This window comes from Peterkaempfera griseoplana (genome assembly GCF_001418575.1).
In the GTDB taxonomy this organism is placed as follows: Bacteria; Actinomycetota; Actinomycetes; order Streptomycetales; family Streptomycetaceae; genus Peterkaempfera; species Peterkaempfera griseoplana.
The window spans coordinates 1-13,139 of sequence record NZ_LIQR01000175.1; the positions used below are offsets into that span (position 1 = coordinate 1).

At 72.6% G+C, this 13,139-nt stretch carries 12 protein-coding genes; 6 read left to right on the forward strand and 6 right to left on the reverse strand.

Annotated features, from left to right (window positions below):
- Positions 1–207: 207 nt before the first annotated feature.
- Entirely contained in the window at positions 208–990 is a 783-nt protein-coding gene (locus AOK09_RS14055) for a ZIP family metal transporter (RefSeq protein WP_055587516.1), read from the forward strand.
- A 103-nt stretch (positions 991–1,093) separates the two neighbouring features.
- Here AOK09_RS14055 and AOK09_RS14060 read toward each other — a convergent pair whose 3' ends face one another.
- Positions 1,094–2,023, reverse strand: coding sequence for a LysR family transcriptional regulator (locus tag AOK09_RS14060; protein ID WP_055587517.1), 930 nt, complete (start codon positions 2,021–2,023; stop codon positions 1,094–1,096).
- 106 nt (positions 2,024–2,129) lie between these two features.
- Here AOK09_RS14060 and AOK09_RS14065 point away from each other — a divergent pair, with 106 nt between their 5' ends.
- Entirely contained in the window at positions 2,130–3,083 is a 954-nt protein-coding gene (locus AOK09_RS14065) for an EamA family transporter (protein ID WP_055587526.1), read from the forward strand.
- Here the strand turns inward: AOK09_RS14065 and AOK09_RS37755 are convergent.
- The gene (locus AOK09_RS37755) at positions 2,971–3,579 is read right to left on the reverse strand and encodes a MarR family winged helix-turn-helix transcriptional regulator (RefSeq protein ID WP_107101331.1); all 609 of its coding nucleotides are present in this window, start codon (positions 3,577–3,579) and stop codon (positions 2,971–2,973) included. The two genes, AOK09_RS14065 and AOK09_RS37755, sit on opposite strands and share 113 nt — an antisense overlap.
- Positions 3,580–3,728: 149 nt before the next feature.
- On the opposite strand from AOK09_RS37755, the gene AOK09_RS14070 reads away from it, so the two are divergent.
- Entirely contained in the window at positions 3,729–4,064 is a 336-nt protein-coding gene (locus AOK09_RS14070; protein WP_055587518.1) for a DUF2218 domain-containing protein, read from the forward strand.
- A 3-nt stretch (positions 4,065–4,067) separates the two neighbouring features.
- Here AOK09_RS14070 and AOK09_RS14075 read toward each other — a convergent pair whose 3' ends face one another.
- The 3 genes from AOK09_RS14075 to AOK09_RS14085 form a co-directional block, all read right to left on the reverse strand.
- Positions 4,068–4,520, reverse strand: a complete 453-nt coding sequence (locus tag AOK09_RS14075) for a GNAT family N-acetyltransferase (protein ID WP_055587519.1) — start codon at positions 4,518–4,520, stop codon at positions 4,068–4,070.
- 59 nt (positions 4,521–4,579) lie between these two features.
- Positions 4,580–5,068 (reverse strand): glutathione peroxidase, encoded by a 489-nt coding sequence (locus AOK09_RS14080; RefSeq protein WP_055587520.1) that lies wholly within the window; start codon positions 5,066–5,068, stop codon positions 4,580–4,582.
- Positions 5,069–5,163: 95 nt separating this feature from the next.
- Positions 5,164–5,949, reverse strand: a complete 786-nt coding sequence (locus AOK09_RS14085; RefSeq protein ID WP_055587521.1) for a VOC family protein — start codon at positions 5,947–5,949, stop codon at positions 5,164–5,166.
- A 161-nt stretch (positions 5,950–6,110) separates the two neighbouring features.
- On the opposite strand from AOK09_RS14085, the gene recD2 reads away from it, so the two are divergent.
- The 3 genes from recD2 (at position 6,111) to AOK09_RS14100 (ending at position 11,038) form a co-directional block, all read left to right on the forward strand.
- Positions 6,111–8,354, forward strand: coding sequence for an SF1B family DNA helicase RecD2 (gene recD2, locus AOK09_RS14090; protein ID WP_055587522.1), 2,244 nt, complete (start codon positions 6,111–6,113; stop codon positions 8,352–8,354).
- 133 nt (positions 8,355–8,487) lie between these two features.
- Positions 8,488–9,777, forward strand: coding sequence for a citrate synthase (locus AOK09_RS14095; RefSeq protein ID WP_055587523.1), 1,290 nt, complete (start codon positions 8,488–8,490; stop codon positions 9,775–9,777).
- 541 nt (positions 9,778–10,318) lie between these two features.
- Entirely contained in the window at positions 10,319–11,038 is a 720-nt protein-coding gene (locus AOK09_RS14100; RefSeq protein ID WP_055587524.1) for an SDR family NAD(P)-dependent oxidoreductase, read from the forward strand.
- 79 nt (positions 11,039–11,117) lie between these two features.
- On the opposite strand, the gene AOK09_RS14105 is transcribed toward AOK09_RS14100, so the two are convergent.
- The coding region (locus AOK09_RS14105; RefSeq protein ID WP_055587525.1) for a copper-translocating P-type ATPase at positions 11,118–13,139 on the reverse strand (2,022 nt) is incomplete at its 5' end.

The window sequence follows — 13,139 nt, forward strand, 5'->3', positions numbered from 1 at the left end:
TGTCCGGGCCGGCCCCGGACACGATGGGCGAAACCGGGCCTGCCCCCGGCCCCAGCCCGCGGCCGACGGGCCGACGGGGCCGACCGGCCCGGGTGCGGGCGGTGGGACGAGAGCGGTGAAGGCCAGGCGGTAGGGCGAGGGCGGGGGAGGGACACGCGGTAGAGCAGCGGCGGGGAGCGACGGGCGGGGAAGCGAGGGAGCAGGGGCATGGAAGCAGTGCTGGTGGCCGCCGGCGCGTTCCTGATGACCCTGCTCGGCGGCTGGGTCGCCCAGAACATCGGCGACCGGCGCCACCTGGTGCTGGGCCTCGCGGCCGGGCTGATGCTGGGGGTGGTCTCCTTCGACCTGCTCCCCGAGGCCCTCAAGGCCCAGCCCACCGAGATCTTCGGCGTACCGGCCGCGCTGCTGATGTTCGTTCTCGGCTTTCTGGTGCTGCACATCGTGGAGCGCTCGGTGGCCGTCCACCGGGCCCATGAGGACGAGTACGCCGCGCACACCCATCATCTGGGCGCCTCCCACCTCCATGCGCACGGCCACCGCCATCCGGAGCGGGCTCAGGGCGTAGGTCTGACCGCGGCGGCGGCGCTGGTCGGGCACAGCCTGATGGACGGGTTTGCGATCGGCGCGGCCTTCCAGGCGGGCGGCACCGTCGGCGTGGCGGTCGCCATCGCGGTGATCGCCCATGACTTCGCCGACGGCTTCAACACCTACACGGTCACCCGGCTGTACGGGAACAACCGCCGCCGCGCCCTGGGGCTGCTGGCGGCGGACGCGGTCGCCCCGGTCACCGGTGCGGCGGTGACGCTGGCCTTCACCATCCCCGAGCGGGTGCTCGGGCTCTATCTGGGGTTCTTCGCCGGGTTTCTGCTCTACCTCGCGACCTCCGACATCCTGCCCGAGGCGCACAGCCCGCATCCCTCCCGCACCACCCTGCTGTTCACGGTGACAGGGGTGCTCTTCATGTGGCTGGTGATCGGCCTGGCGCGGTAGCGGGCCGGTTCGCAGCGGTGGCCGAGCCTCGGCTCTGGGAGATGCCCGCCGCTGGGGAGATGCCCGCCCGCGGGGACGTGCCCGTCTCCGGCGGCGTGCCCGGTCACGGCGCCGCGGCCGGCTCCGGCGCCGCGTCCCGCAGTGGCCAGCAGTCCCGCATGGCGGACAGAGCGGCGGTGATCGCGGGACGGCGTGACGCCTGCCGCCGCCAGAGCGCGTACACCCGCCGCACCGGCTCGGGCTCCACCGGACGCACCAGCACACCGGGCGGCAGCGGCCCCCGGCCGAGCCGCGGCACCAGACCCACCCCCAGCCCCGCCGCGATCAGGGCGATCTGGGTCTCGAACTCTCCCACCTGGTACACCACATCCGGCTCCTCGCCGGCCTCCCGCAGGGTCCGCACCAGCCAGTCGTGGCAGATGTTCCCCGGCGGGACGCTGATCCACCGCTGACCGCGCAGCTCGGCGGTGCCCACCACGGCGGACCCGGCCAGCGGGTGCCCGTCCGGCAGCAGCAGGTCCACCGGGTCGAGGCCGAAGTCGGCCCGCGCCAGGTCCTGCGGGACCGGCAGCGGAGTGTTCTCCCAGTCCTGCACCACCGCCAGGTCCACCTCGCCGCGGGCGGCCATCTCGGTGGCCTGGTACGGGTCGGTCTCCAGCAGCCGCACATCCAGTTCCGGGCACCGCACCCGAAGCTCGGCCAGCGCCCCGGGCAGCAGCCCCCGCGCCCCCGTGGCGAAGGAGGCCACCAGCAGCCGGCCGGTGGCCTGCCCCCGCTGCTCCTCCAGCGCCACCTCGGCCTGCTCCACCAGCGCAAGCACCCGCTGCGCGGTGGCGGCCAGTGCCTGGGCGGCGTCGGTGAGCGCCACCCCGCGGCCGCGCCGCTCCAGCAGCACCGTGCGGGTCTCCCGTTCCAGCTTGGAGATCTGCTGGGAGACCGCGGAGGGGGTGAAGCCGAGGGAGGCGGCCGCCGCTCCGACCGATCCGTGTACCGCCACCGCGTGCAGGGCGCGCAGCCTGCCGAGATCGAGCATGCAGTGATGCTAAACCCTTACCGTCAGATGTCATCGCTGGTGCTGAACATTGAGCGCCCGACATCCTGAACGCATGCACCCGCCAACCGCCGTGCGACGCGGCGTCATGTCCCCTGCCCACATCGCGCTCGCCGTCTCGGTCGCCGCCGTGTGGGGCCTGAACTTCGTCCTCATCGACGTCGGCCTGGACAGCTTCCCGCCCCTGCTCTTCTGCGCGCTGCGGTTCGCCGCGGTGGCGTTCCCGGCGGTGTTCCTCGTCGGGCCGCCGGGGGTCGCCTGGCGCTGGGTGCTGGCGGTCGGAGTGGTGCTGGGGGTGGTCAAGTTCGGCCTGCTGTTCATCGGGATGAGGGCCGGGATGCCGGCCGGGCTCTCCTCCCTGGTGCTGCAGAGCCAGGCCGTCTTCACCGCCGTGTTCGCCGCGGTGCTGCTGGGGGAGCGGGCGGGCCGGCTCCGGGTCGCCGGTCTGGCGGTGGCGATGCTGGGCATCCTGCTGGCCGCGCTGGACCACGGCCTGGGCGGGCCGGTGGGGTCCTTCGTCCTGGTGATCGCGGCGGCCGCGGCCTGGGGCCTGTCCAATGTGCTCACCAGGAAGGCCGCGCCACCGGACATGCTCCGCTGGATGGTCTGGGTGAGCGCGGTGCCGCCGCTTCCGCTGCTGGCCCTCTCCCTGGTCTTCGAGGGACCCCGGGCGGACCTTGCGGCGCTGCGCGGCATCACCCCGGCCGGGGTGGGCGCCGTCGCCTATGTGGCCTGGGCGGCCACCCTGTTCGGCTTCGGTGCCTGGGGCCGGCTGCTGCGGACCTATGACGCCACGGCGGTGGCGCCGTACTCGCTGCTGGTGCCGGTCTTCGGCATCTCCTCGGCGTGGCTGCTGCTGGGGGAGCGCGTCAGCCTCACCGCCGGGTGCGCCGCGGCGCTGGTGGTGGCCGGCGTGGGGATGACCGCGCTCAGGCCCCGCCCTGCCGGCGCCGGCCGCGCTCGTCGCAGGGCGTCCGGGCTCCGTAGGAGTTCTCCGCCTGCCTCAGCACCCGCAGCACCACCTCCCGCTCCTCGGCGCTGACGTCCGCGAAGTACTCCTCGGCGACCTCCTGGCGGACCAGGCCGATCCGCTGGACGGCGCGGCGGCCCGCGTCGGTGAGGTGCAGGCCGACGGCCCGCCGGTCGGCCGGGTCGGGGACGCGCACCACCATGCCGGCCGCCTCCAGGGCGTCCACCACGGTGGTGGCGGAGCGGGGGGCGATGTGCAGCCGGTCGGCGAGTTCGCTGAGCCGCATGGCCCTGCCCGGCGTCTCGCAGTTCACCGCATGGGCCAGCACCCGCAGTGCCCGGCCCTGTCCGGGAGTGATCCCGTAGGGCTCCAGACGCAGGGACGTCTGGCGGCGCATTCGCTTCATGGCGCGCATCAGAGCGTCGGAGAGCTCTGCTGCGTCCCCCTGCTCCTGGGGTCCCTGGGACGGTCCGGCGTCCCCGGCCGCCGCGGAGTGGGCAGGATCGACGGCGGCCGTCGCCGTGGCGGCGGGGGCGTCGTCGGCGGTGCGGCGGATGGTCGGGGCCATGGGCGGGCTCCTTGGTGCGCGGTGGTCGCCCAGCGTAGCGGGAGGGGAAGGTCCAAAATATATTGAGCCAAGCTCAGTATCTTGGTTAGGCTCCACTGACCGGGGCGGATCACCACCGCCCCCGGAGCCCGCACCCCTTTGGAGAGAGCATGCCCCGATCCCGAGCCCGAGTCGCCACCGACCGCCCCCACCGCTATGCCAAGCAGCTGGCCTCCCATCTGGGACGCCGTGTCGACGCCGTCTGGGACGAGGAGTCCGGCACCGGCACCCTGACCTTCGGCTCCGGGCGCGGCACCCTCACCGCCGAGCCCGGCGCTCTGCTGCTCGCCGTCGAGGGCGAGACCGCCGACCTGCCCACCCTCGAGGACGTCGTCGGCCGCCATCTGGTCCGCTTCGGCGCCAAGGACGAGCTGGTGGTGGAGTGGCGCAGGGACACCGGTGAGCCCGGCCTGGTGCACCGCAACCAGGAGGAGGACCCGGTCTGACTCTCAGATCTCCCGCTTGAAGCCCAGGTGGGAGGCGGTGAAACCGAGCCGCTGATAGAAGCGGTGGGCGCCGGTGCGGGTGGCGTCCGAGGTGAGCTGCACCAGATCGGCCCCCAGCCGGCCGGACTCCGCCACCGCCCACTCGATCAGCGCGGTGCCGAGGCCGTTGCCCCGCTCGGCGGAGTCCACCCGTACCGCCTCGATGATCGTGCGCACCGTGCCCCGCCGGGACAGCCCCGGGATCACACTCAGCTGCAGAGTGGCGACCACGCGGCCGTCCCGCACCGCCACCGTCAGATGCTGCCCGGGATCGGCGGCCACCCGCTCGAACGCCGCGAGATACAGCGCCAGGTCGTCCGGGGACTCCCGGGTGGCTCCGAGCGCGTCGTCGGCAAGCAGGGCGACGATCGCGGGCACGTCCTCGGCCGTGGCGCGGCGTATCTCCAGATCACTCATGGCCGTCACAGTAGTGGCCGGGCACCGGACGGCCGGGAGCCGCCGGTGCCCGGCGGCCGTCAGCGCGGCAGCTGGCCCTCGATCGCGGCGACCACCTCGTCCGACTCCGGCTCGGTGCGCGGCCGGATCCTGGCCACGGCCTCGCCCTTCGGCGAGACGACCCACTTCTCGAAGTTCCACTGGACGTCGCCGGCCTCGCCGGAGGCGTCCTCGACCTGGGTCAGCTCGGCGAAGAGCGGGTGCCGGTGCTCGCCGTTGACCTCCACCTTCTCGAAGAGCGGGAAGGAGACCCCGTAGGTGGTCGAGCAGAAGGTCTGGATCTCCTCGGCGGTGCCCGGCTCCTGCCCGGCGAACTGGTTGCAGGGGAAGCCCAGCACCGCGAAACCGCGCTCCGCATAACGCTGCTGAAGCCGCTCCAGGCCCTCGTACTGCGGGGTCAGGCCGCACTTGGACGCCACGTTCACCAGCAGCAGCGCCTTGCCCTGATGCTCGGCCAGCGAGGTGGGCTCACCGGTCAGGGTGCGCAGCGGAATGTCGTACAGGCTCAAGGGAGCGTCCCTTCAGAGGGTCGTGGAGGGTACGGAATGCCGATCATGCCCCAAGCGTCAACGGCCCCGGCCGCGCTGCTGTTCCCGGCGCGCCGTCAGCCGGCGGCGCTGGCGATCACCGAGAAGGACGCCCCGGACGGGTCCTTCAGCTGGGCCATCCGCCCGACGCCCGCCATGGTCGCCGGGGGCATCACCACCCTGCCACCGAGGCGCTGCGCCCTGGCCACCACCGCGTCGCAGTCGGCGACCTCGAAGTACGGCAGCCAGTGGGAGCCGACCCCCGCGGCCTGCTGCTCGGGCAGCAGCGGCATCACCCCGCCGAACGAGGCGTCCTGACCGCCGCCCGACGTGCTGACGACGGTGTAGGTGAAGTCGCCCAGCGGCATGTCCTGGGCGTCCCAGCCGAGCACCGTGCCGTAGAAGGCGCGTGCGGCGGCGGCGTCGGAGGTGTGCAGCTCGGTCCAGCAGAGCGTGCCCGGATCGGTGACCGCGTCCAGCCCTCTGGTCCCGCCCGGCTGCCAGACGGCGAACTCGGCGCCCGTGGGGTCGGTGAAGCCGGCCGTCCGCCCGGCGGTGAAGACGTCCAGCGGTGCGAACCGCACCGAGCCGCCGGCCTGCTCGACGGCCTCGGCGGTCGCGTCGGCGTCCGCGGTGTGGAAGTAGAGCGTCCACCGGGGAGCGCCGCCCTCGCCCATGGGCGGGCCGGCGGCGGCGACGGTCCTCCCGTCGAGCTGGAAGAAGCCGTACCCGCCGGCGTCGGGGCCGGCCGACCGGAACGTCCAGCCGAAGAGCCCGCCGTAGAAGGCGGAGGACGCCTCGACGTCCGCGCTGCCGAGATCCAGCCAGTCGGGTGCGCCCGGGACGAAGTCGGTGGTGAGCATGGCATGTGCTCCTGGTGTCGAGAGGAGGGCCTCCCCTGCTTCATGCTCACCCTTGCAGGCACCACTGACAATCGGGGCCGCCCCGCTGTCGGCCCGTCGGTATACGGTTCCTGCCGTACGGTTCCTGCCAGGGAGTACCGCAGACCGCAGGGGGGTGCCTCATGGGCGGACGCGCGGCGGTGCAGCCGCCGGCCGGGCAGCGGCAGCTCGCCGAGGTGACCGGTGTGCTGGAGCGGATCACCTATGCCAACGAGGAGACCGGCTACACCGTCGCCAGGGTCGACACCGGCCGCGGCGCGAACGACCTGCTCACCGTGGTCGGCGCGCTGCTCGGTGCGCAGGTGGGGGAGTCGCTGCGCCTGCACGGCCGCTGGGGCTCGCACCCCCAGTACGGGCGGCAGTTCACGGTGGAGAACTACACCACGGTGCTGCCCGCCACCGTCCAGGGCATCCGCCGCTATCTGGGCTCAGGGCTGATCAAGGGCATCGGCCCGCGGCTCGCCGAGCGCATCGTGGACCACTTCGGCGTCGACACCCTGGACGTGATCGAGCAGGAGCCCGCCCGGCTGATCGAGGTGCCCAAGCTCGGCCCCAAACGCACCAAGCTGATCGCCGCCGCCTGGGAGGAGCAGAAGGCGATCAAGGAGGTGATGGTCTTCCTGCAGAGCGTCGGCGTCTCCACCTCGCTGGCGGTGCGCATCTACAAGCAGTACGACAGCGCCTCCATCGGCGTGGTCAAGAACCAGCCCTACCGGCTGGCCTCCGATGTGTGGGGCATCGGCTTCCTCACCGCCGACCGCATCGCCCAGGCCGTCGGCATCCCCCATGACAGCCCCGAGCGAGTGAAGGCGGGCCTGCAGTACGCCCTCTCGCAGAGCAGCGACCAGGGGCACTGCTACCTCCCCGAGGAGCGGCTGATCGCCGACGGGGTCAAGCTCCTCCAGGTGGATGTGGGCCTGGTGATCGACTGCCTGGCCGAGCTGGTGGCGGAGGAGGGCGTGGTCCGCGAGCAGCTGCCGCCCCCCGAGCCCGGCGGCGAGCCGGTGAAGGCGGTCTACCTGGTCCCCTTCCACCGCGCCGAGATCTCGCTGGCCAACCAGTTGCTGCGGCTGCTGCGCGCCGACAGTGACCGGATGCCCGCCTTCGCGGGGGTGGACTGGGAGAAGGCCCTCGCCTGGCTGCACACCCGCACCGGAGCCGATCTGGCCCCCGAGCAGGAGCAGGCGGTGCGGCTGGCGCTCACCGAGAAGGTGGCGGTGCTCACCGGCGGTCCCGGTTGCGGCAAGTCCTTCACCGTGAAGTCGATCGTCACCCTGGCGCTGGCCAAGAAGGCCAAGGTGGTGATGGCCGCGCCGACCGGCCGGGCCGCCAAGCGGCTGGCCGAGCTCACCGGCTGCGAGGCGTCCACCGTGCACCGGCTGCTGGAGCTCAAGCCCGGCGGCGACGCCGCCTACGACCGTGACAACCCGCTGGACGCCGATCTGGTGGTGGTCGACGAGGCCTCCATGCTGGATCTCATCCTGGCCAACAAGCTGGTCAAGGCGGTCGCCCCCGGCGCACATCTGCTGCTGGTGGGCGATGTCGACCAGCTGCCGTCGGTGGGCGCGGGCGAGGTGCTGCGCGATGTGCTGGACGAGCGGGGGCCGATCCCCGCCGTCCGGCTCACCAGGATCTTCCGCCAGGCCCAGCAGTCCGGAGTGGTGGTGAACGCGCACCGGATCAATGAGGGCCTGCCCCCGCTCACCGAGGGCCTGCCGGACTTCTTCCTCTTCGCGGAGGACGACGCCGAGCGCGCCGCCGGCCTGACGGTGGAGGTGGTGGCCCGCCGCATCCCCGCCCGGTTCGGCCTGGACCCCCGCCGCGACGTGCAGGTGCTGGCCCCCATGCACCGCGGTCCGGCCGGTGCCGGGAACCTCAACGTGCTGCTCCAGGCGGCCGTCACCCCGGCCCGGCCGGACGCCCCGGAGCGCCGCTTCGGCGGCCGTACCTTCCGGGTCGGGGACAAGGTCACCCAGATCCGCAACAACTATGAGAAGGGGCAGAACGGCGTCTTCAACGGCACCGTCGGGGTGGTGACCGGGATCAACGCGGAGGAGCAGCGGCTGACCGTGCTCACCGACGAGGACGAGGAGGTGCCCTATGCCTTCGACGAGCTGGACGAGCTCGCCCACGCCTACGCGGTGACCATCCACCGCTCCCAGGGCAGTGAGTACCCCGCGGTGGTGATCCCGGTCACCACCTCAGCCTGGACCATGCTGCAGCGCAATCTCCTGTACACCGCCGTCACCCGGGCCAAGCGGATGGTGGTGCTGGTGGGCTCGCGCAAGGCCATCGGCCAGGCGGTCCGCACCGTCAGCGCGGGCCGTCGGCACTCGGCTCTCGACCACCGTCTGGCGGCGGGTTAGCGTTGCGTTCAGAGGTCGAAGGCACCCGGTGCCACATTTGGGCCACCCCGGATGCGCGCTTGTACCCCGGATGGGGGAAGGTAGACCTAGTCAGGGCACCTTGGAAGAGGTTTCATTCGTCGGTGAGGAAGACGTGAGCGACAACTCGGTAGTACTGCGGTACCAGGACGGCGAGTACGAATACCCCGTCGTTGAGAGCTCTGTGGGCAACGCCGGTTTCGACATCTCGAAGCTGCGCGCACAGACCGGCCTGGTCACCCTGGACAACGGCTTCGGCAACACCGCCGCGTACAAGTCCGCCATCACCTTCGTGGACGGTGAGAACGGCATCCTGCGGTACCGCGGTTACCCGATCGAGCAGCTGGCCGAGCAGGGCAGCTTCATCGAGACGGCGTACCTGCTGATCAACGGTGAGCTGCCGACGGCCGACCAGCTGTCGGAGTTCCGCAACGAGATCACCCAGCACACCCTGCTGCACGAGGACGTCAAGCGCTTCTACCAGGGCTTCCCGCGTGACGCCCACCCGATGGCGATGCTGTCCTCCGTGGTGAGCGCCCTGTCCACGTTCTACCAGGACAGCCACAACCCGTTCGACCCCGAGCAGCGCCACCTCTCCACCGTCCGGCTGCTGGCCAAGCTGCCCACGATCGCCGCCTACGCCTACAAGAAGTCGGTCGGCCACCCGTTCGTCTACCCGCGCAACGACCTCGGCTATGTCGAGAACTTCCTGCGGATGACGTTCGCCGTGCCGGCGGAGGAGTACGAGCTCAACCCGGTCGTCGTCAGCGCCCTGGACAAGCTGCTCATCCTGCACGCGGACCACGAGCAGAACTGCTCCACCTCCACGGTGCGTCTGGTCGGCTCCAGCCAGGCCAACCAGTTCGCCTCCATCTCGGCCGGTATCTCGGCCCTGTGGGGCCCGCTGCACGGCGGTGCCAACCAGGCGGTGCTGGAGATGCTGGAGAAGATCAAGAACGACGGCGGCGACGTCGACTCCTTCATCCGCAAGGTGAAGAACCGCGAGGACGGCGTGAAGCTCATGGGCTTCGGTCACCGCGTCTACAAGTCCTTCGACCCGCGCGCCCAGATCATCAAGGGTGCCGCCCACGATGTGCTGTCGCAGCTGGGCAAGGCCGACGAGCTGCTGGACATCGCGCTGAAGCTGGAGGAGCACGCGCTCTCCGACGACTTCTTCGTCGAGCGCAAGCTCTACCCCAACGTGGACTTCTACACCGGTCTGATCTACCGCGCCATGGGCTTCCCCACCAGCATGTTCACCGTGCTGTTCGCCCTCGGCCGGCTGCCGGGCTGGATCGCCCACTGGCACGAGATGATCAAGGATCCGGGCAGCCGCATCGGCCGTCCGCGCCAGATCTACACCGGCACCGAGATCCGCGACTACGTCGCTCTCGGCGACCGCTGAGCACCAGCGGCACCGAGTGACACGGGCAGGGCCCGACCGCCGACGGCGGTCGGGCCCTGCCCGTGTCCGCGGCGTCCCAGAGGTCCGTGTTCAGGAGCGGCCGCAAAAAGATCCGGCCCCCGGAGGTCAGGGGTAGCGCACGGCGCCGGGACGCGGGTTCGGGGGCGGCCGCTCAAAGCGCCCCGTCGGGCGTCTCGCGGCGCCGTGCGCAGAGGCCGCCCAGCGAAGACGGCCCTTACGGGGTCCGCCGGAACCCCGTGGGCGGCGGATCCTGCGATGTATTCACGACCGCCGCACTCTAAAGGTATGACGTGGCGAGCGCCCCGGGGTTGCCATCCGGGGGTGTGAGATAGCTCTCCCTCGCCGCGCCCGCGGCCGGAGCCGCCCGGTTGCCCGCTCCGGGCCCACCCCGCCGACGGGGCCGCTCACCCTCCGTGATAGGAATCATCCGATTCCGCTACCGTCGGCCCCGCCCGGGGCCCAGCCGCCCGTGAGAGCGGGCGTCCGGTGCAGAGCGGCATCCCGGGGCAGGGAGGAACGCATGGCCAGGAACGTCGTCGTCACCGGCGGCGGCACGGGCATCGGCCGCACGGTGGCCCGCCGCTTCGCCGAAGCCGGCGAACGGGTCGTCATCGTGGGCCGCCGCCGCGAGGTGCTGGTACGGGCCGCCGAGGAGCTCGGCCCCAGAGTCACCCCGCTGGTCTGCGACCTCGCCGACCCCGACGCGGTCGAGGCGGCGCTGGAGACCCTGCCGTCCCGCATCGACGTGCTGGTGAACAACGCCGGCAGCCGGGAGACCGCGATGGGACCGGGCCCGCACGCCATACTCGCCCGCTGGCGCGGCGACTTCGAGCGCAATGTGATGACGGCGGTCCTGCTCACCGAGTCCGTGCGCGACCGGTTCACCCCGGGGGAGGGCAGGGTGGTCACCGTCAGCTCCATCGCTGCGATGCGCGGCGCGGGATCGTACGGCGCCGCCAAGGCCGCGCTGCACGCCTGGAACCACTTCCTCGCCGCCCAGCTGGGCCCGTCGGGGATCACCGCCAACATCGTCGCCCCGGGGACGGTGGCGGGTACCGAGTTCTTCGGCCCCCGGCTGGACGAGGCGGAGGTCTCCCGCCGGGCCGGCCGCACCCTGCTGGGGCGGATCGGCCGGCCCGACGACGTCGCCGCCGCCGTGTACTTCCTGGCCTCGCCCGAGGCCGGGTACATCACCGGGGAGATCCTCAACTGCAACGGCGGCGAACTGCTGGGCCGCTGATCCGCCGCCGCGGGCCCGCTGCCGGCCGCCGCCCGGGCCCGCCGGCCCGGGCACGGCGGTCCGGACCGGCGGGCCCCGGTCAGCGGGCCTGGGCCTGGAAGGAGCGCAGCCGCAGGCTGTTGCTCACCACGAAGACCGAGGAGAAGGCCATCGCGGCACCGGCGATCACCGGATTGAGCAGGCCCAGCGCGGCCAGCGGCAGAGCGGCGACGTTGTAGGCGAACGCCCAGAAGAGGTTGCCCCTGATGGTGGCCAGGGTGCGGCGAGCCAGCCGGATGGCGTCCGCCGCCACCCGGAGGTCACCGCGGACCAGGGTCAGGTCACCGGCCTCGATGGCCGCATCGGTGCCCGTGCCCATCGCCAGGCCGAGGTCGGCCCGGGCGAGCGCCGCGGCGTCGTTGACCCCGTCGCCGACCATGGCCACCACCCGGCCCTGCTCCTGGAGGCGTACCACCGCGGCGACCTTCTCCTCCGGCAGTACCTCGGCCAGCACCTCCTCGATGCCGACCTCGGCGGCCACGCTCTCGGCCACCGCCCGGTGGTCGCCGGTGAGCAGCACCGGCGTCAGGCCCAGGGCGCGCAGTTCGCGTACGGCGGCCGCGCTGCCGGGCTTGACGGTGTCGGCGATCTCCAGGACCGCGCGGGCCTCGCCGTCCCAGCCGACCGCGATCACGGTGCGCCCTGCCTGCTCGGCGGCGGCCTTGGCGGCGGCCAGCCGCTGCGGCAGCCGCTGCGACCAGGTGTCCAGTAGCTGCTCCCGCCCGGCGATGACGGCATGGCCCTCGACCACGCCCTGCACCCCCAGACCCGGGAGGTTGCTGAACTCCTCGACCGGCGGCAGCTCACCGACCCGCTGGGCGGCTCCGGCGGCGACGGCCCGTGCGATGGGGTGCTCCGAGGCGTGCTCCAGGGCGCCGGCCAGGCGCAGGGCCTGCTGCTCCGTGGTGCCGTCGGCGGTGTGCACGGCGATCAGTGTCATCCGGCCGCTGGTCACGGTGCCGGTCTTGTCCAGCACCACGGTGTCCACCGCGCGGGTGGTCTCCAGCACCTCGGGACCCTTGATCAGGATGCCCAGCTGGGCGCCGCGCCCGGTTCCGACCATCAGCGCGGTCGGTGTGGCCAGGCCCAGGGCGCAGGGGCAGGCGATGATCAGTACGGCGACCGCCGCGGTGAAGGCCTCGGTGGTGCTGCCGCCGGTCAGCAGCCAGCCCGCCAGGGTGCCCAGGGCGATCAGGATGACGGCCGGGACGAAGACCGCGGAGATGCGGTCGGCCAGCCGCTGCGCGGCGGCCTTGCCGTTCTGCGCCTCCTCCACCAGCCGGGCCATCCGGGCGAGCTGGGTGTCGGCGCCGACCTTGGTGGCCTCCACGACCAGTCGGCCGCCGGCGTTCAGGGTGGCGCCCGCGACCGGGTCGCCCACGCCCACCTCGACCGGTACGGACTCCCCGGTGAGCATGGAGGCGTCCACCGCGGAGGTGCCCTCCACCACGGTGCCGTCGGTGGCGATCTTCTCCCCGGGGCGCACCACGAAGCGGTCGCCGACGGCGAGCCGGGCGACGGGGATGCGGACCTCGCGTCCGTCCCGCAGGACGGCGACGTCCTTGGCGCCCAGTTCCAGCAGCGCCCGAAGGGCGGCGCCGGCCCGGCGCTTGGAGCGGGCCTCGAAGTACCGGCCCAGCAGGATCAGGCTGGTGACCGCGGCGGCGGTCTCCAGATAGAGGGTGGAGGCCGCGTCGGCTCCGCCCACCGTGACGCTGAACCCGTGCTTCATCCCGGTCATGCCGGCGTCGCCGAGGAAGAGGGCCCAGACCGACCAGCCGAAGGCGGCCAGGGTGCCCAGGGATATCAAGGTGTCCATCGTGGCCGCGCCATGGCGGAGGTTGGTCCAGGCGGCCCGGTGGAACGGCCATCCGCCGTACACCACCACGGGGCCGGTGAGCGCGAAGGCCAGCCACTGCCAGTTGTCGAACTGCAGCGCGGGGATCATCGACAGCAGGACGACGGGGACGGACAGCCCCAGGCTGACCAGCAGCCGCTGCCGCACCGGGTCGCTCTCCCGGGGGCCCTGGGTGTCGCCGGGGGTGCCGGCGGCGGCCTGGGG